Here is an 18,138-nt window from a genome sequence, read left to right as displayed (position 1 = left end):
CAAGCAATGCCAGCCGAAAGCAAAGCCAAGGTCATCGAACGAAATCGCGCGCCGCGGGTGCAGATCGCCTATGACGTGGAAACCTACGGCAGTCCAACGACCATCGAGCTGCCGTTTGTCATGGCCGTCATGGCCGACCTTTCGGGGGCTTCGCAGACGAAGGAAGCGGCGAAGTCGGTGCTGGACCGCTCCTTTGTCGAGACCGATGCGAACCGGTTTCCGCGTTTCATGGAGGCACTTGGACCACGCGTCAAAGCCCGCGTGAAGAATACGCTGCCCCAGGCTGAAGGCGCCGAGCGGGACGAGGAACTGGCGCTCGATCTTACCTTCACCAAGATGGGCGATTTTGCGCCGGACAAGATTGCCGAGCAAGTGCCCCAATTGGCCGAAATCCTCAAGATGCGCCGCCAACTCGAGGAACTTCTCGGATTCATGGACGGGCGCGTCGACGCCGAAAAGCGCATTGCGCAACTGCTGAACAATCAACCGCTTCTTGGCCAGATCGCCAGCCAGGCACTGGCGGACGACAAGGCAGGGGAATGACCATGGCCGAACAGCAAAAAACCGCCGCCGTCGCCGAGGCGGAAACCATCGATCTTGGAGAATTCAGCGGGCTCCTCGAGAAGGATTTCAAGGTCAAGAAGGACGACAGTGAAAAGCTGCAGCAATTGGTGCGCAATCTCGCACTTGCAGCGCAGACGCGTTCCGATACCACGACCATCTCGTCGAATGCGATCAAGTCGATCAAGTCGCTGATCGCCGGGATCGACAAGATGCTTTCCGAACAAGTCAACGAGATCCTGCACGCGCCGGAAGTGCGCGAAATGGAGGGAACATGGCGTGGCCTGTGGTATCTCGTCAACAATACCGAGACGGATCAGAAGCTGAAGATCCGGGTGATGAACATTTCCAAGGAGCAGCTGGCCGACACGCTTGAGGATTATGAGGGCCAGATGTGGGATCAGAGCCCGATCTTCAAGAAAGTCTACACGGACGAGTATTCGATGCTTGGCGGCGAGCCGATCGGCTGTGTGATTGGTGCCTACGAATTTTCCAACCACCCGCGCGACGTCGGTCTGCTGCGCAACATCTCCGGCATCTGCGCCTCAGCGCACACGCCTTTTATCGCAGCTGCCTCGCCTCGCCTGTTCCGCATGGACAGCTGGCAGGAATTGCCGAACCCGCAGGACCTGCAGCAGATCGTCTCCAACCCCGCCTATGCCTCGTGGCAGTCGCTGCGCGAGAGCGAGGATGCACGCTACATCGGCCTGACCATGCCTCGCGTTCTGGCACGGTTGCCGTATGGCACCGATACCGTTCCGGTGAAGGGCTTCACCTTCGAGGAGGAGGTGCATGGCGACCACAACAAATATGTTTGGATGAACGCCGCCTTCCCGATGGGCGTGAACATAAACCGCAGCCACAAGCTCTATGGCTGGGGCACGCAGATCCGCGGCGTCGAAAATGGCGGCACGGTCCTTAACCTGCCAGTGCACAGCTTCCCGACCGATGATGGCTCGATAGCGATGAAATGTCCGACGGAGGTCGCCATCGACGACCGGCGCGAGGCGGAGCTGGCCAAGCTCGGCCTGATGCCCATCCTGCATCGAAAGAACACCGATCTCGCCGCCTTCATTGGCGCCCATTCGCTGCAGGACGACGAGACAAGGGCGGGACGGCTGGTCGACCCCGATGCGCAGGCCAACGAGCGGCTGAGCGCCAACCTGCCGTACCTTTTCCCGGTCTCGCGCTTTGCCCACTACCTCAAGGCGATCGCGCGCGACAAGGTCGGTTCGTTCAAGGAGCGCTCCGACATGCAGATCTGGCTGACCGAATGGATCAACCGGTATGTGCTGGCCAACCCGGCCTTTGCCGACGACAAGGCGCGCGCCAAGCGCCCGCTCGCCGCCGCCGAGGTTCAGGTCGACAGCGTGGAAGGGCGCCCCGGCTACTACAATGCCCGCTTCTATCTGCGCCCGCATTATCAGCTGGAGGGTATCAATGCCTCGCTCCGACTGGTTTCGGAACTTCCGTCGGTGAAGACTTGATTTGCAGCAACAACATCTTGGTTTTTGAAAGCGGTGGAGAAACACAATGCCCACAAATACGAAGATTGATGGCTTTCTAAAGGTTCCGGATATCAAGGGTCCAAGCACTCGAGATGGCCATGAGGACGAAATCGAAATCCATGGCGTCGATTACAAGATGATCGCACCCTATGATCCAAATTCGCTCTCGCGTCGCGGTCGCGTGTCCTTGGGTATGATCAAGTTCACCAAGCACTATGACAAGTCTTCGCCCTACCTGAAAAAGGCGCTGTTCGAAAACAAGGCCCTGGACGAAGTCGTGTTTTCGGCACGGCGGACCATTGATGGCGAGACCAAGGATTACCTGGTCGTCACACTCACCGACGCCTCGATCATGGAATACGACATGTCGCAGGCCGAGGATGAAGAAGACCTGATCGAGGAAGAGGTCAGCTTTGCCTACAAGAAGATAAAGTTCGTCTACGACGACAACGACGAAATCGAAATGGATGTCTATGTCGGCAAGTGAGGCCCGGCGGCCCGGCGCGGACAAGTCGCTGGGTAGCGGCAGCTCGCGAGCAAAGCGCGAAGCGGTCCAGCCCTCTTTATGGGACCGCCTCGTAAACGATCTGCCGGGTATGACCTCCGAGATAGACGGGCTGCGCCAGGCACTGCAGGACGAGCTTGGCGCGGAGCGGCTGGACAATCTTGTTGCGGCCAGCGCGCGGCTCATCGACGCCGACGCGGAGTTGACGGCCGACCAGAAGCGGCGTCTGCATCGCCTGGCCTTTCAGAGCCAGCACCGCGCTGAAATCGAAAGCCGTGGCGTGGTGGTGTCGGCTCGTGTGCTCAAGGAAGCCGTGCGGCGCGATGTCGAGGCTTTGTTCAACACCGAGCGTTTCGAGGCCGTTCCGCTTCTTTCCGACCTTGAAAGCGAACAGGCCGCGGGCAACCCGCCGTCGCTCGCCGATTTTCCGGAGGTGCGTCGCAGCGTCGTCAATTACGGAGTGCCTTCCTTCTCGGGCCGTTCCTCCCGCGACTTCGATCGCGAGGCCCTGGCGCGCGAGATCCGCTCGGTGCTTGCAACCTTCGAGCCGCGTCTCAAGGACAGTGCAACAAAGGTTACGGTAACCCTCGGCGACAAAACCGTGGGCCTGAAGATCGAGATAGATGCGGTGTTGATCATGACGCCGACGCCCGAACGCATGCGCCTGCGCACCACGATCAATCTCGATAACGGCTTGGCTCGGACCGAATTTAGGGAAGCCTGAGATGGATCGGGTCTTCGTAGAATATTACGAGGAGGAACTGACCCATATCCGTGCGCTCGCGGCAGAATTCGCCGACATGCATCCGGCGGTGGCGCGCAACCTTTCACTCGATACGGTCCCCTGTCCGGACCCCTATGTCGAGCGGCTGCTTGACGGCGTTGCTTTCTTGGCCGCGCGGACCCGGCTCAAGGTCGATGCGGAACGCTCGCGCTTCTCGCGCGCCGTCCTTGATTTTCTCTATCCTGACCTTGTCACGCCGGCGCCGGCAACCGCCATGGTAGTGCTCAAACCCGGCCAGCAGGTCCAGACAATGATTGGGGGCCATGTCGTCAAGCGCAATACGCGGCTGGTTTCCAGCCTCCAGCCTGGCCTTTCGACGCGTTGCACGTTCACCACCGCCCAGGACCTCACGCTGTGGCCGATAGCCATCACCTCGGTCGACTATTTTCAGGATCGCAGCGCCTTGGCGGCAGCCGGCATCACGCGGATCGGCGGTGTGGATGGCGAGGCGGCGCTTCGCATCACGCTGGCCCGTACTGGAAAAGGCAAGCTCGACGAACTGTCGCTCGACCGGCTTGATCTTTACTTTGCCGCGCGCACCAAGGCACCACTGCTTTTCGACGCGATTTTCGGCGCCTGCTCAGCCGTTGGTGCACGACCGGAAGGCAAGGCCAACCCAATATCGGCGTTGCCGGTACCTGAAATGGTTGGCATCAGCGATGACGAGGCTCTGATGCCTCGCACACGTCCGACGTTCGAAGGATACCGTCTTCTGCGCGAATACTTCATGATGCCGGAGCGCTTTCACTATGCTCGGATTTCGGGGTTGCAGCCCATCGTGCGCAGATGCACAGCCGAGCTCGAGATAATCTTCATCTTCAGGCGTCCGGTGCCTGAACTTGCCGATCTGGCGGCGGCCGATTTTGAACTTTTCGCAACGCCGATCATCAATCTGTTCGAACGTGAGTGCAACGTCGTCGAGCTCGACCCGCGCAAGACGCGGCAGGTGCTGCATGCCGACCGCACGCGAGCGCGGGACTTCGAAATCTATCGGGTTACCCGCGTCGAGGACGCCGACAGCGAGGGGAGCGACGCCGCAATCCCGGAGCTCTTCAGCCTGGGTCAGAACCGCGGCAGCGGTTGGGTTTATTCCACCGAACGGCGCCCACGTCGCCCGACGGAGGAGGAACGGCGCGACGGCCTCACCCGCACTTCATACACCGGCGATGACGTTTTCCTGGCGATTTCCCGCCCAGCGGAAAATCCGCCTAACCGGCCGCTGAAGCGCGTCGATATCGTGGCGCTCTGCACTAACCGCGATCTGCCAATCCTTGACGACAACCCTACCTTGACGCTGGAAGCCGGCGATCCGGTCGAAATGATCCGGCTTCTCGGCGCATTGCGCCCGCCTCGCCCAGCCATCCCTGCAGCACTGCCGGCGGGCGCGGCGGGTGAATCGCGAGCCGACAATCTCGCCTGGCGGCTTGTAGCGCAGCTCGCGCTCAACTTTCTAAGCCTTGCAAAGGAAGGGCGCGGCGTCGACCCGCTGCATGCGCTGCTTGAGCTCTACGCCGACAGGGGTGACCCGAACCTCGCCCGCAATGTGCACTCGATCGTGCGCATCGACTCCCGGTCGGTCATCGAACGACTGCAGATCGATGGGCCGATGTGCTTCGGACGAGGCACGGAGGTGACATTGCATGTCGATCAGTCTGTCCTGGCGGGGCAGAGCACCTTGCTGCTTTCGGCCCTGCTGGCACGGCTGTTTGCCCGTCACGCTGGAATAAACGGCTTTGTGCGAACCCGCACATGGCTGCTGCAGAAGCAGGAGGATGTGCCATGGCCGATGACGCCCGGCAATCGCTACCTGATCTAGACAAGCCTGGCCTGCACCAGCCCGAAGAGCTGTCGGATGCGTTCGACTTCTTCGAGCTGTTGCGCCGACTCGAACGAAGAGGCGGGTTGTTCGGCTATTCAGGCCCGCCGGAGCGCGAACCCTCGCGGCTCGGGCAGCATGTTCGTCTCAGCTTTTCCGCCAAGGATTTGGCAGAATTCCGCGAAGCGACTGACAAAGCGCCCGCTCGGGTTACGGTCGCAAACATTGGTCTGATGGGACCTGAAGGTCCGATGCCCCTGCATTTGACGCGCTGGGTGCTCGATCGCCTGTCGCAACGCTGGTTCACCGGCGCCGAAGCGCAGCAGACCAGCGACACGACCTTCATGGACTTCGTCAACATTCTTCAGAACCGCATGATTGGGCTGTATTACAGGGCGTGGGCGGATGCGCATCCGGCGGTTCAGGTCGAGCGCCCGGTAGGTGGGCGCGTTCGCGCCATGCTTGAAGCCATGGCGGGAATAGGGCTTCCCGGCACCCACAACCCCGAACTGGACGCCGTTAAGCTGCGCCAGGCCGCTTCGCTTGCCAATCAGGTCGACGGCCCCGAGCGGCTGACGCTGTTCCTGGCTGAGGCGTTCAAGGTGCCGGTCCAGATCAGGGAGTTCATCGCTGCCTGGATGACCATACCAGCCGCGCTCCAGACCCGCCTTGGCAAAGCCTACGCAGGGCTCGGTCGGGGAGCGACGATCGGTCCGCGTGTCTTCAACCGTCAAAGCAGGATCGAGCTCCGCGTCGGCCCGCTGGGCTATGAAGACTTCAAGGCGTTCCTGCCGGGTGGTCAGCGCCTCAAATTGTTCAAGCAGGCCGTTAGCGACATGGTCGGCGAATCGCTCGACGTCGATCTGCGCATCGTGCTGGCGCGCGATGCCGTTCCGCCGCCGCGTATTGGAACCGTGCAACTCGCCCGGACCGCGTGGCTTGCGCGGCCCGCTGAAAGGGGCGATGCTGACGACATGCGGCTGCGGACATTAGTCGGCTGGCGGCAGGAAGGGGCGGAGGTCGCGGCATGAGTCTGCTGCTGACGCTGGAGCAAGGGCCACGCACCCAGGCGGTACGGCAGACCCGGCTTGACGAGGGGGAACTGGTGATCGGCCGCAGCGCGGATGCCGGCTGGCAGATCGACGATCCCGACATGTTCGTTTCACGCGCCCATTGCAGGATCACTGGTGGGCGCGATGGATATTTCGTCACTGATACGTCGAGCAGCGGATTGTTCATAGACGACTCCGACAGCCCGCTCGGCGCCGGCAAGTCGGCGCGTCTTCGCAATGGCATGCGGCTGAGACTGGGCGATTACATCGTGTATGTCGATCTGCAGACGTCGAGCGCCCAAGCCACAGCAGCAGCAGCCGCAGGGCCAGTTCCGGAGCGCTCGCCGCCGGCGTCTCGGGCGCCGGTCAGCATCGGCCGTGACGATTTCTTTTCAGCCACCGTGGAAGAAGAGCCGCAGCGGCCACGTCCAGCCGAGCTGCCGAACCCGTTCGAGCAGCCGATCCCGGGTGCGTTCGAACGCGCCAATTCCAGACAGCGAAGCTCGCCTGCTTTCGACGACCCGTTCAGCCTCGATCCGGTTTCAACGCCCCTGTCAAAAAGCGCCGACGCCTACCTGGAACCAGACAGCACACCCAGCCGCGCGGACCCATTCGGCCTCGACCCTATGTCGTCCCCGAACGGCGCAACGGAGCCCGCGACAGCAAAGATGCCGGAATTCAATGACGATTTCGGTTTTGGGCCTGCCGCGGCGCCCAGCCCAGGACGCGATGCGGGCTCGACCGGTCAGCGCGAGCGCGACGCCCAGCCACTGCAAGCGGCCAATCCCTGGGACCTGCCCGTGCAAGCGGCAGATGCCCCTCCCCCAATGCGGGCAGGCGCAGCCGCCAGCCCTGCCCGCCAGCCGCCTGCGAGGCAGCACGCCGACATGGCGCTTCGCACCGCATTCCTGCGCGGCATGGGCATCGCGGAAGCCGATTTTCCCGGGCGCGACGCCGTCGCCGAGATGGAGAAGTTCGGCCGCGAATATCGGCTTATGATGGAAGGATTGATGCAGCTGCTGCGCAAGCGTGCCGAAGAAAAGGGAAATGCCCGCGTTGCCCAGACAATGGTCGGAGCCTCCGAAGTCAATCCACTCAAGTTTCTGCCGACGGTCGACGACGCAATCGTGACGCTTATTGCCGAACGCAGCCCCGGATTTCTCGCCGGCGAAGCGGCTATCGCGGATGCGGTTCGCGACCTCGCACAACATCACGTGCGCGCCTGGCGCGGCGTGCAGGCCGCCTTGCGGCGGATGGTCGACCGTTTTGAGCCGGCAGCCATCGAAGAAGAGCTGAAATCGAGTTCCGCGATCGGCACGCTGTTGTCAGGCGGGCGCGGCGCCAAGCTGTGGGAGCTCTACCAGAAACGCCATCGTGAAATCGCCGAGAGCGCGGAAAAGAGCTTTCTCGGCGAAATAGGTGCCGATTTTCGTGATGCATATGAGGAGGAGTAAGACATGATCGATCGACGCGGATTTATCGTTGCCTTGGGTGCGACCGGGCTGCTTACGGCCTGTCAAAGCGCCGGGCCGCCAAAACCGTCGGTCATCACGGTGAAGCTGTCAGGGGCGGCCGGCATGAACCCTGGACCAGGCGGCGGCGACCGGCCAGTGACGGTGCTGGTCATGCGGCTGCGCAGCACCGGTAAGTTCAATTCCGCCGACTACTTTGCCTTGCAGGGGGATGCCGGCTCGGCACTGGCAGGCGATCTCATCGGATCCGATCAGATTGCCGTCGGGCCTGGAAAAACCGCGACCAAGACCATTACGGTTGAACCGGATGCGACGGCCCTGGGCTTCGTTGCACTCATCCGTGAGCCTGGAGGGCGAAACTGGCGGACCACCAAATCGGTTTCGCCCGGATCAAACTTTACGATCAATGTCACACTCGGCAGCGGCGGCATTTCCGCCTGACGGCCAAGGCAAGGGGAGTTCGATGCAGAGAGAAGCCGGATGAGCGATGCAAACAGGGTGCTGTGGTCCGAGGGCCTTTTTCTGCGGACCCAGCATTTCCAGCAGCAGGATCGTTTCTTCGAGGCGACTGTGCGCGGCGCGTTGCAGGCCGGCCAGCTGCATACGTTCGGCTTTCAGCAATTGACCCTGGATAAGGCATTGCTCGATGCCGGCCAGATCTCGATACTGTCTGCAAGAGGCATTTTCCCGGACGGAACCCCCTTCTCCATTCCGGATCTGATGGACGCGCCGCGTCCGCTGCCGGTCACCCCGGATACAGGCGCCGGCCCGGTGCTGGTCGCCTTGCCGCTCGAGCCGACCGGCGGCGTCGGCTTCGATCCGGCGCACGCGCCACCCAGCGGTGCGCGCTATCATGGACGGATTGTTTCGGTGCGCGATGCCGTCCAGGGCGGTTCAGACCCCGAAGAAATCGAAATCGCCCGGCCGCAATCGCTGTTGCTTGCACCCGGCAAATCGGTCGGCGGCTATACCGCCCTGCCGATAGCCGACATCAAAGGGGTTCGTGCCGATGGCGGCGTTTCGCTGGACGAGACATTCCTGCCACCAGCCCTGGTTACTGGTGCAGTGGCCTGGTACCGGCAATTGCTTCTGGAAGTCGTCACAGGCCTTGACCAAATCGCCGAGGCGCATGGCAAGATGGTCATGGGCGGGCCAGGGCGCAGCGTCGAAGACCTGTTGATGCTCAACCTCGCCAACGCGGCGCGTCCGCGACTGGCCCATATACTGGCGCAGGATGTTTTCCATCCGGCCGAACTTTACCTGGAACTGGCCGGGCTTGCCGGTTCGATGGCGACCTACGGCTCAAGCGCGCGGCGACTGGGCGAGCTGCCGGCTTACGATCACATAGCGCCCGGCCCACCGTTTTCGGCGCTGGCGGATGCATTGCGCTCACTGATCCTGAGCCTGCGCTACATCGAGCCGAAATCGCGCGCGCTGCCCGTCATGCGCCATTCGACCAATGTTTGGAAAATCCGCATCGACAATCCGAAGCTGCTGGTGGCCAGCCGGATCGTCATCCGGGTCGGTTCGGAACTGTCGGAGGACGCGCTACGCAAGATATTCGTCAACCAGGCGACCGTGGGCTCGGCGGATGAGTTCGAGGGCCTGTGGAAGTCCCGCCTGCCCGGCATCCCGCTGAAACCGCTTCATTCGCAACCCCGCGAGATTCCTTACGACGGCGATCGGCTGTGCCTTGAGCTCGACCAGAAAAGCGAGCACTGGGCATCGCTTCTCGGTGCTCCAGGCTTCGTCATTGGCGTTTCGGGTGTACTGCCGAGCGAACCGCAGGTGGACTGCTATTCGGTGAACAGGTGAAACCATGAGCCGGGATGATCCTTTCGGACTGTCGGAGGATCGCGAACGCACTCGCATTAGGCTGACCGGCACGCCGATGCCGCGGCCGATGGCGGCATCCTTGCCAGGCGGGCCAGTAAAACGCTCGCGCACCCACCCGAACGGCCTTGTCAACGCCTTCGCGCCCCTGCTCGAGTTTGCGCCTGAGCTTGAAAGCGCGCTGCCACCGGAGAATCCGGAAGTGTTACGCACTCGGCTGCTCGAAGAACTGGTTCGGGCACGCGACACGGCAATGGCGGCGGGATCGTCGATGGAGCGGGCCGATCAGGCAGCCTGGGTGGTGGCGGCCTTGCTCGACGATCTGGCCCTGAACACGCCCTGGGGCGGGGCCAGCGCGTGGCCGCGTCAGCCGCTTGTGGTCATGTTGCGCGGCGATGTCGACGCCGGCACGCAGTTCTTCACACGGCTCGACGAACTGGAACGCCATCCGAACCGAGATCGCGAATTGCTGGAACTCCAGTATGATTGCCTGGCACTGGGTTTTCGCGGCAAGTATCGCGTGCCCGGCCGGTCGGGCGATCGCTCGCTCAATGCCGTTCGGGTGGCCGCGGCACGTTTCCTGCGCGATGCCGACGCCGAGAATGCGCCGCTGTCGCCGAACTGGAAAGGCGTCATCGCATCCGACGAGCCGCAGCGCTTCATCGTTCCGATCTGGGTGATGGCCCTGGCCGCGGCGGTCATCGCCACCGCGACCTATGTCGGGCTCTCGATGGGACTAAGCAGCCAGGCGGTGGAGCTTTCAGCGCTGGTCCGCGCCATGCCGCCGCCGACCCGTGGCGACATCAGCCGCGTGTCGCCAACGGTCGATGTCCCGCCGCCGGAGACTGTGGATTTTGCACTGCTGCCCGAATTTGAGGCCGGGGCGCCGGGCAATCTGAGATCGGCTCTCAGCGGCACCGAGAGCGTTTCACTGGCCAAGCTGGTCATCCAGGCCTCCAACCCCGAACTGTTCCAGTCGTCGCGGCCAACACTGACGGAAGGATTCGAGCCGCTGATCGGCTCGATCGCCAAGGTGATCCTCGCCAATCGTGACCTGATCGGCAACATCACTGTGGTCGGACATACGGACAGCGTTCCTTTGCAGAGAACCAATCCGCTGTCGACCAACCAGCGACTGTCAGAGGCTCGCGCCCAGACCATTGCCGACATGCTGGTACAAAGCGGAGTGCCGCAGGAACGCGTCCATTCCGAAGGCCGGGCAGCCACGGATCCAGTGGCCGACGACGGCACGCGCGAGGGCCGGGCCCTGAACCGGCGCGTAGAGGTGCTGGTCGAAAAGAGGCTGTGAGATGTTCATCCTGCGCTTCCTCTGGGCGGTCCTGACATCGCGCTGGCTGTGGACACTGATTGGCATCACGCTGCTTTCCTTGGTGATCTGGGTATTCGGGCCGATCGTCAGGGTCGGACCCTACGACCCTTTCGCCTCGGACAATGTGCGCATCGTCATCATCGCGCTGCTGGTCATCTTCTGGCTGATCTGGCTGATCGTTGCCCAGCGTCGGGCGATCCGTGCCAACCGGATGTTCGTCGCCGAAATCGCCGCGCCGGCCGTAGAGAAGCCACTCAGCCCCGGCGAAGAGAATGTTGCTGCCGTCGGAGCTAAGTTCGGCGAGGTCATGGCCGAGTTGAAGCGCCGCAAACTGGGCGGTCGCAAGTTCCTGCGCGAGATGCCCTGGTACGTGATCGTCGGGCCGCCGGCCACCGGCAAGACCACAGCCTTGCGGCAGTCGGGGTTGAACTTTCCGATCGACCTGACCGACGACCTGCAAGGGGTCGGCGGCACGCGCAATTGCGACTGGTTCTTTTCGGAGAGCGCCGTTCTGATCGACACCGCGGGTCGCTATGTCCAACAGGAGAGCCAACCCGACGTCGACGCGGTGGAGTGGCTGGGCTTCCTCGACCTTTTGAAGAAGCACCGGGGCCGTCGCGCGCTCAATGGTGTGATCGTCGCGCTTTCGATCGATGTGCTTTCGGAGGGCGACGAAGCGATCAAGGCGCATGGCCGCAAGATCCGCCGTCGGCTGGCCGAACTCAACGATCGCCTCGAAATCCGCCTTCCCGTCTATCTGATGCTGACCAAAGCCGACCTGATCAAGGGGTTCGAGGCTTTCTTCGGCGGTTTGTCGACGGCTGCGCGCGAGCAGGTCTGGGGGACCACGTTCGCACTCGATGCGCATGTCGATGCAAAGACTATCGAGCGGGAAATCGCGACGTTAGCAACCGAGCTCGAGCGGCGGCTGGTGCCCCGGCTGGAGGACGAAGACAAGCTTGCTGCCCGCGCCGAAATCTTCAGGTTTCCCGCCCAACTCGCCAGCCTGTCCGAGCCGATCCAGGTTCTGATCGAGGCGATGTTCGGCGAAAGCCGGTATGAGGAGGCCGCCTGGCTGCGTGGCCTTTATCTGACATCGGCGACCCAGGAAGGGGCGCCCATCGACCGGCTGACCGCGGCGCTGTCTGCCTCCTTCGGTCTTCCGCCGCGCCGGGCGTTGGCCGCGCCGCGTGTCGAAAAACGCAGCTTCTTCCTAAAGAACCTGCTTACAGAAGTCATCTTCAAGGAAGCCGGCCTCGGCACCTTCGATCCGCTGGCGCAACGCCGCCGCGCCTGGATCTGGCGTGGCGCGGCCGCCGCATGTGTCGCAGCCGCCCTACTGGTCAGCGGGCTGTTCACCTGGTCCTATTACGACAACCGCAACGCAATCACGGCCCAGGCAAGCCAGTTCGAGGCGCTGCAAACGCCACTGACCTCGGCCGCGGCAAACCCGGCATCCGTAGAACAGCCCGCGATCGATGGCGCCCTCAGTGCGATGGATGAGGTCGCAAATGCCCGTACCCCGCCGCCTGGCGCAGCACAGGATTTGCTGGGGCCATCAGCCTCGGCGGAACTGGTGCGGGCACAGACCGACACTTACGACCATGCTTTGCGCAACGTTCTCGAGCCGCACATGGTGGCGCTGCTCGAGGCGACGATGTGGCGGCAGATCCGCGATCCGGACTTCATGCTTGGCGCGCTGAAGACCTATCGCATGATGACCGGCCTTTCTCAGATGGATCCGGACTTTGCCCAGGACTGGTGGGTGAACAGGCTGCCCGAATTCGCCGCGGCTGCCCCCTTTCCGACAGCCGACGCCGAAGAGCACCAGCTTGCCGCGATCCGTCGCATGGCGGTTGACGCCAGTTATATCGCCCCGGACCAGGCATTGGTTGCAGAGGCACTGAAAACCGTCTGTACGATTTCCTTGCCGGCGCGTGCCTATAAGCAATTGCTGGCGGACCCGGCGGTGGCTGCGCTCAAGGAATGGATTCCTGCTAACTTCGCAGGTCCCAACGGCGCCAAGGTCTTTGCGCGGCGTTCCGACAAGACGCTTCGGGTCGGCATTTCGGGAGCGTTTACCTATGCCGGCTTCCATGACGCCATTCTCGACCGGGTCGAGGATGTCGCCGCCCAAGCAGCACTCGACCGGGCGGTGTTCGCCGGCGGTTGCTCGGAAAATTCCGAAACCTCGGTTTCAGCGCTGTCAGAGGATATTCTGAAGCTCTATTACGACGACTACATCGCGCAATGGGACAGCTTCCTGCGCGACATGAGGCTGGCGCCATTGACCGACCTCAACGTCGCCAGTGAGAACCTCAAGGATCTTTCAAGTGCCGACTCCGCGCTGAAGCGCCTGGTCACCGCGGTGGTCCAGGAGACCGAGCTTACGCGATCCGATGAAGCGCCGGCAAACGACAAGGCAGCGGCGGCAGGTGGCTCGAAACTGCTTGGCAAGCTAGGCAAGCTTGGCAAGATCGTAAAAACCGGAGCAAAGCTTTTGCCGCGTGCGGGCTCCGCCGACGAGGTGGATCTTACCGGCAGTCTGGTGGCCGAGCATTTCAAGCCGCTCAAGGGTGCCATCGCCGAGGTCGACGGCCAGCCACCGGCGCTCGACGCCGCCATTGTCGCGCTGACCGCACTGTCCAACGTGCTGCAGACGGTGACGGCCAATCCCGATCCTCAGGACGCCATCAAAAAGCAGGGCGGCCTCGCCGAACTGACTGGAGCGGTTGCCAGGCAGGCGCAGATCCTGCCCGATCCGATCGACGACTGGTTGGGCGGTATTGCCGGCGATACTAGCGGCCTGACGCAGAAGGCGGTCACCTCGGAGCTCAACGCCATCTGGCGAGCCGACATCCTGCCGTTCTGCCAGGCAGCACTCAACAACCGCTATCCTTTCAGCCCTGACAGCGCCGTCGACGTCAATGTCCGCGACTTCGCCCGTCTGTTCGGACCGGCAGGGCTGATCGACACCTTCATCAACGACCATCTGATCAGCTATGTCGACACGTCAGCGCAGCCATGGAAATGGCGCGCCGATTTCGGCCTTGATCCTTCGGCACTGGCCGCGTTCGAACAGGCAAGGCGGATCCGCGATGATCTCTTTCCCGGCGGTACAGGCCCGCTGATGAGCTTCACGCTCGAACCGAAGGACCTGTCGCCCAATGTCGCGCGCGTGACGCTCAACCTCGATGGCCAGAACCTCGTCTATTATAACAATGCAACGAGGCCGCAGCCGATGACGTGGCCCGGCAAGGACGGCACAGGGGTCATCTCGCTTGCCTTCCAGCCGATCGATGGCTCGCCCGAAATCTTGCTCAACGAGACCGGCAGCTGGGCGTGGCTGAGAATGTTGCGCAGCGGTCGGTTCACCGGCACCTCGCTGTCGGACGTCTACAGCCTGCGACTGGGCACGCAAGGCATGTACGCCGACTTTGAGCTCAAGGCCGCGAGCGTCGAAAACCCTTACAATCTCCAGATGTTCAAGAAATTCTCATGTCCGCCGCAGATATGATCCTGCCCGGCTTTTACGGCAAAATGCCTGCCACCGGCGATTTCGTCACGCGGCGGTTGCCGGGGGATTTTGTGCACGTCTGGGATCGCTGGCTGGCGCAGCACATCGTGCCGCTGGTGGGCATCGAAACCTGGCCGCGCACCACCGCGCTACGCTTCATGACCGGCCCGGCTTTGTTCGGAGCCGCAGCGGGTATCGTTCTGCAAAGCGCGGACAGGGTCGGCAGGCAATTCCCGTTGAGTGTCGTCGCGCAGCTCGCCGAAGCGCCGCTGGACCTGGCCCATGTCGAAGCATGGTTTGCCTGGATCGAAGAAGCGGCCATCGCCGCCCAACGCGGCGAACTGACGCCCGACGAACTGGACACCGCGTTGCGTGCTCTGCCGGTGCCGCCTGTCGAGCCACGCGAAGAGCTGATCAGCGGCATGGTGATGTGGACCGCCTACTCCGACATTTTCGATATCGATCCGCAATCGCCGCAAGCGACGCTGGAACAGATCCTCGCCGCCAGCTGGGAGACCAGCTGATGCAGATCTGGAACCAGATTGGGTATCCGCATCAATTCACGATGGGCATGGACAAGGCCGGCCATGAGTGGATCGTCGTCGTGGTGAAGGGCACGTTCGATTTTCCCGCGACGCCGGGCGGCCCGGTGCGGAAATCGGCGGAGCAGGTGCCGCTGGTGATGGCCGACACACAGACCGGTGAACCCGGCTATTCCGCCACGCTGTGGGAAACCGATTTTGCCTTCCGCAAACCGCGCTGCGACGTCATCGCCAATGGCTGTGCCTATGCGCCCGGCGGGCGCCCGGCGGAGCGGGTCCCGGTCGGCATAAAAGTCGGCAATTGGTCGAAGCTGTTCGAAGTCGTCGGCACACGCGAATGGCGCGCCATCGGTCCGGTCTTCAGCGCAACCGCGCCGCAGCCCTTCCTGAAGCTGCCCATCTCCTATGACGTCGCCTGGGGTGGCGTCGACAGACTGGATCCGGAGGACAAGCTCCCCGCCAGCTATAAATACAACCCGGTCGGAACCGGCTGGTCGCGTGCCCGAAATCAACGGCTGATCCCGGGCCTGCGCCTGCCCAACACCCAAGCGGTCGGCGAAGACATCCGCTCACCCTTCGGCGATTACAAGCCGATGAGTTTTGGGCCGATGGGTCGCGGCTGGCCCGGCCGCATCGAATATGGCGGCACCTATGACGACAACTGGACCGCCAACATCTTTCCATTTCTGCCACCGGACTTCGACGAGCGCTATTTCCAGATGGCACCACCCGACCAGCAGATCGAGCTGCCGAGAGGCGGCGAAGAGGTGGTGCTGGTGAACCTGACGCCTGAGGGGCGGGTGAGCTTTCGCCTGTCGTCAACGGCATTGCCGATGACGTTGTTCAAAGGCAGGCAGAAAGCCTATGAGGCCGACATATTTCCAGACACTGTTCTGCTTGACCCGGAAAAACGCCGCTTTTCGCTGGTCTGGCGTGTGTCGCAGCGGATCGAGCGAACCATCCTTGATTTCAGCGAATGCTGGGTCGGGCCTCCGACCGAATCCATGTTGCGGGCAAGGGCAACCGGCCGGACCTTCATCCGAGCGAGCGGCAGGGCACCACAAGACGAAACGGAGGGAGCATGAGCGTTGACGTCGTTTCGATCGGGATGGCGACGGCCGTGGGCCTAGACGCGCCTTCCGCATGCGCGGCGATGCGCGCCCGGCTCGACGGCTTTCAGGAAACACGCTTTGCCAGCACGCCTGAAGGGTGGCTGACCGGAGCGCCGGTGCCGCTGCCGCGCAACTGGATTGGCGAGAAGCGCCTCGCCCATCTCGCCGCCGGCGCCATCACCGAGGCTTTCGAGAGCGTGCCGCAGGCGCGCGGCCAGACCGCCCTGATCCTGTGCTTGCCCGAGGAGGACCGTCCGGGCAGACCGGTACGGGACAATTCCCGCCTGGTGCGGCGTATCGGCGACATCGTCGAGATCGAGCCCCACCGACGCTCCCGCATTGTCGCGCATGGGCGGCCGTCCGGACACGTTGCCTTCGACCATGCCCGCAAGTTGCTTGCGTCAGGCGAAGCGCCGTATGTTATGATCGCCGGCGTCGACTGTTACCTGACCGCGCCGACGATCGCGCATTATCTGGACAAGCGCCGTTTGCTGACGGCTGACAACCCGAATGGCTTCATTCCGGGCGAGGCCGCCGCCGCGGTTCTATGCACGTTGTCTGGGCGCGGAGGATTCCAGCTCTTCGGGCTTGGGCTCTCGCGCGAAGCGGCGTCAATCTATAACAATAGCGATCTGCCGTTGCGAGCCGATGGCATGACGGCCGCCTATGACGCGGCCTTCCGCGAAACCGGTATCGACATGAGCCGGCTCGGCTACCGCATCTCCGACCTGATCGGCGAGCAGTATTACTTCAAGCAAACGGCTCTTGCTTCGATCCGGCTTCTGCGTGGCCGTCATGAATTTCAGGACCTGTGGTCGCCGGCCGAATCCCTCGGCAACATCGGCGCCGCCGCCGTGCCGTTGATGGTGGGGATGGCGTGGACGGCCGCGCGGAAAAATTACGCCGCCGGCAATCCGGTTCTGGTTGAGGCATCGTCCGACGAGGGGGCCTGCGGCGCGGCTGTTTTTGCCGACACGACCAGGATGGCAGCATGACGGTCTTCGCGAATGGACTCGAAATAGCTTGCAAGGCGCAGACCAACAATGTGATCGCGGCCTTCCCTTATGTCTGTTTCACGCCGCCACAGACGCCGGCGACGCCTCCCGGCGTGCCGGTTCCGTATCCGACATTCAGCATGGATAGCGACACCGACAGCGGCACCGGCACTGTCAAGATCGGCGGCAAGACGATCACGCAGAAGAACAAATCGTACTACACAAAATGCTCGGGCAACGAGGCCGGCTGCGCACCGAAGAAGAACCTCATCACCTCGGTGAACACCGGCAAGGAATACAACCATGCCTGGTCGGGCAATGTGAAGATGGATGGCGAGCCGGTCAGCCGTTTCTCCGACCTGGGGTCCAACGACCACGCCTCGCCGGCCGCCGGTGGGCCGCCCATGTCCTTGATCTCCACGGCAACGCCGGCGGACTTCACGTGCGACATGCTAGAAATCAAGCCTTACAAGGACCTTGAATGTCCGGAAGGCTACGAGAAGGAGCATACGACGGAAGTGCGGTTCTTTACGGCCGCGGGGGTGCGTGATCTTACGCTCGACTGCTGCAAAGCCTATGACGAACAGGAAGCGCCGTGCATTTGCATGAAAGCAAAATGGGTGGCCGGCGAAGGCGCCAAGGCCAAGGTGGCAGGAATTCCCACCAAGAAGATCCTCGGCAAGAAACGCAAGACGGCGCATTGGGCCAAGACCCAAGAGGCGGCAAAATGGATAAAGGACAATCCCAAGGGCAAGCTTGGAGACTTCAACGACAAATGCGCGAGCGAGACCGTCAAGCACATGAAGGATCCGACGATCCCGAAACAAGTCCATGCAGCTGCCACCGAATGCCTCAAGAATGCCAATGAGGACTATCAAAAGAAGAGCATGAACAAGACGCAAAAGCAGGTGAAAGACAAGACGAGGTGCGTCGACAGCTGCCCGAAGGCGGCGGACCAGGGTCGTCTTGCAGGCGTCGCGAAAAAACGACTGAAAGCGGCGGCAAAGAAAGCCGGCAAAGATCCGTCGAAAGTTGTCGTCACGGCGTCCGACGTGTGGCCGTCGAGCAAGTCTTGCCCGCCATGATTGCGTAAGCCTGCATCGAGCCGACC

At 62.5% G+C, this 18,138-nt stretch carries 15 protein-coding genes; all 15 read left to right on the top strand.

The window, feature by feature from the left end; all coding sequences use genetic code 11:
* Window positions 1-6: 6 nt before the first annotated feature.
* The 15 genes from tssB to E5W70_RS07070 are packed head-to-tail and all read left to right on the top strand — an operon-like array spanning window position 7 to window position 18,112.
* Complete coding sequence (tssB, locus tag E5W70_RS07140) at window positions 7-543, top strand: type VI secretion system contractile sheath small subunit (RefSeq protein WP_292655782.1); 537 nt, start codon at window positions 7-9, stop codon at window positions 541-543.
* Window positions 544-545: 2 nt separating this feature from the next.
* A complete protein-coding gene (gene tssC, locus E5W70_RS07135) occupies window positions 546-2,048 on the top strand; it encodes a type VI secretion system contractile sheath large subunit (RefSeq protein ID WP_023720342.1) in 1,503 nt (500 codons plus the stop codon).
* A gap of 46 nt (window positions 2,049-2,094) precedes the next feature.
* The gene (gene tssD, locus E5W70_RS07130) at window positions 2,095-2,556 is read left to right on the top strand and encodes a type VI secretion system tube protein TssD (protein ID WP_023678576.1); all 462 of its coding nucleotides are present in this window, start codon (window positions 2,095-2,097) and stop codon (window positions 2,554-2,556) included.
* The gene (gene tssE, locus E5W70_RS07125) at window positions 2,543-3,298 is read left to right on the top strand and encodes a type VI secretion system baseplate subunit TssE (protein WP_292655847.1); all 756 of its coding nucleotides are present in this window, start codon (window positions 2,543-2,545) and stop codon (window positions 3,296-3,298) included. The genes tssD and tssE overlap by 14 nt, the downstream gene beginning before the upstream one ends.
* Window position 3,299: 1 nt before the next feature.
* Window positions 3,300-5,174 (top strand): type VI secretion system baseplate subunit TssF, encoded by a 1,875-nt coding sequence (gene tssF / locus E5W70_RS07120; RefSeq protein ID WP_292655778.1) that lies wholly within the window; start codon window positions 3,300-3,302, stop codon window positions 5,172-5,174.
* Window positions 5,138-6,205 (top strand): type VI secretion system baseplate subunit TssG, encoded by a 1,068-nt coding sequence (gene tssG, locus E5W70_RS07115; protein WP_292655775.1) that lies wholly within the window; start codon window positions 5,138-5,140, stop codon window positions 6,203-6,205. The genes tssF and tssG overlap by 37 nt, the downstream gene beginning before the upstream one ends.
* A complete protein-coding gene (tagH, locus tag E5W70_RS07110; RefSeq protein ID WP_292655772.1) occupies window positions 6,202-7,680 on the top strand; it encodes a type VI secretion system-associated FHA domain protein TagH in 1,479 nt (492 codons plus the stop codon). The genes tssG and tagH overlap by 4 nt, the downstream gene beginning before the upstream one ends.
* Window positions 7,681-7,683: 3 nt before the next feature.
* Window positions 7,684-8,139, top strand: coding sequence for a type VI secretion system lipoprotein TssJ (gene tssJ / locus E5W70_RS07105; RefSeq protein WP_292655769.1), 456 nt, complete (start codon window positions 7,684-7,686; stop codon window positions 8,137-8,139).
* Between the two features lie 39 nt (window positions 8,140-8,178).
* Complete coding sequence (gene tssK, locus E5W70_RS07100; RefSeq protein WP_292655765.1) at window positions 8,179-9,513, top strand: type VI secretion system baseplate subunit TssK; 1,335 nt, start codon at window positions 8,179-8,181, stop codon at window positions 9,511-9,513.
* 4 nt (window positions 9,514-9,517) lie between these two features.
* On the top strand, window positions 9,518-10,840 hold the full coding sequence (gene icmH / locus E5W70_RS07095; protein ID WP_292655762.1) for a type IVB secretion system protein IcmH/DotU: 1,323 nt from the start codon (window positions 9,518-9,520) through the stop codon (window positions 10,838-10,840).
* A 1-nt stretch (window position 10,841) separates the two neighbouring features.
* Window positions 10,842-14,378 carry a type VI secretion system membrane subunit TssM gene (gene tssM / locus E5W70_RS07090; protein WP_292655759.1) on the top strand — a complete coding sequence of 1,179 codons (3,537 nt, stop codon included), beginning with the start codon at window positions 10,842-10,844 and terminating at the stop codon, window positions 14,376-14,378.
* Window positions 14,375-14,902, top strand: coding sequence for a type VI secretion system-associated protein TagF (gene tagF, locus E5W70_RS07085; protein ID WP_292655756.1), 528 nt, complete (start codon window positions 14,375-14,377; stop codon window positions 14,900-14,902). Before tssM ends, tagF begins: the two co-directional genes overlap by 4 nt.
* Entirely contained in the window at window positions 14,902-16,005 is a 1,104-nt protein-coding gene (locus E5W70_RS07080) for a DUF2169 domain-containing protein (RefSeq protein WP_292655755.1), read from the top strand. Before tagF ends, E5W70_RS07080 begins: the two co-directional genes overlap by 1 nt.
* Entirely contained in the window at window positions 16,002-17,027 is a 1,026-nt protein-coding gene (locus E5W70_RS07075) for a 3-oxoacyl-ACP synthase (RefSeq protein ID WP_292655753.1), read from the top strand. Before E5W70_RS07080 ends, E5W70_RS07075 begins: the two co-directional genes overlap by 4 nt.
* On the top strand, window positions 17,024-18,112 hold the full coding sequence (locus E5W70_RS07070; RefSeq protein WP_292655750.1) for a PAAR-like domain-containing protein: 1,089 nt from the start codon (window positions 17,024-17,026) through the stop codon (window positions 18,110-18,112). The genes E5W70_RS07075 and E5W70_RS07070 overlap by 4 nt, the downstream gene beginning before the upstream one ends.
* The last annotated feature ends 26 nt before the right edge of the window (window positions 18,113-18,138 follow it).

This window comes from Mesorhizobium sp. (genome assembly GCF_005063415.1).
Lineage (GTDB): Bacteria > Pseudomonadota > Alphaproteobacteria > Rhizobiales > Rhizobiaceae > Mesorhizobium.
This window is presented reverse-complemented; position numbering and strand designations above follow the sequence as displayed.

Bases quoted from the DNA above. Each gene is read 5' to 3' on its own strand.
- tssB (WP_292655782.1), top strand. From the start codon at position 7: ATGCCAGCCGAAAGCAAAGCCAAGGTCATCGAACGAAATCGCGCGCCG.
- tssC (WP_023720342.1), top strand. From the start codon at position 546: ATGGCCGAACAGCAAAAAACCGCCGCCGTCGCCGAGGCGGAAACCATC.
- tssD (WP_023678576.1), top strand. From the start codon at position 2,095: ATGCCCACAAATACGAAGATTGATGGCTTTCTAAAGGTTCCGGATATC.
- tssE (WP_292655847.1), top strand. From the start codon at position 2,543: ATGTCGGCAAGTGAGGCCCGGCGGCCCGGCGCGGACAAGTCGCTGGGT.
- tssF (WP_292655778.1), top strand. From the start codon at position 3,300: ATGGATCGGGTCTTCGTAGAATATTACGAGGAGGAACTGACCCATATC.
- tssG (WP_292655775.1), top strand. From the start codon at position 5,138: ATGGCCGATGACGCCCGGCAATCGCTACCTGATCTAGACAAGCCTGGC.
- tagH (WP_292655772.1), top strand. From the start codon at position 6,202: ATGAGTCTGCTGCTGACGCTGGAGCAAGGGCCACGCACCCAGGCGGTA.
- tssJ (WP_292655769.1), top strand. From the start codon at position 7,684: ATGATCGATCGACGCGGATTTATCGTTGCCTTGGGTGCGACCGGGCTG.
- tssK (WP_292655765.1), top strand. From the start codon at position 8,179: ATGAGCGATGCAAACAGGGTGCTGTGGTCCGAGGGCCTTTTTCTGCGG.
- icmH (WP_292655762.1), top strand. From the start codon at position 9,518: ATGAGCCGGGATGATCCTTTCGGACTGTCGGAGGATCGCGAACGCACT.
- tssM (WP_292655759.1), top strand. From the start codon at position 10,842: ATGTTCATCCTGCGCTTCCTCTGGGCGGTCCTGACATCGCGCTGGCTG.
- tagF (WP_292655756.1), top strand. From the start codon at position 14,375: ATGATCCTGCCCGGCTTTTACGGCAAAATGCCTGCCACCGGCGATTTC.
- E5W70_RS07080 (WP_292655755.1), top strand. From the start codon at position 14,902: ATGCAGATCTGGAACCAGATTGGGTATCCGCATCAATTCACGATGGGC.
- E5W70_RS07075 (WP_292655753.1), top strand. From the start codon at position 16,002: ATGAGCGTTGACGTCGTTTCGATCGGGATGGCGACGGCCGTGGGCCTA.
- E5W70_RS07070 (WP_292655750.1), top strand. From the start codon at position 17,024: ATGACGGTCTTCGCGAATGGACTCGAAATAGCTTGCAAGGCGCAGACC.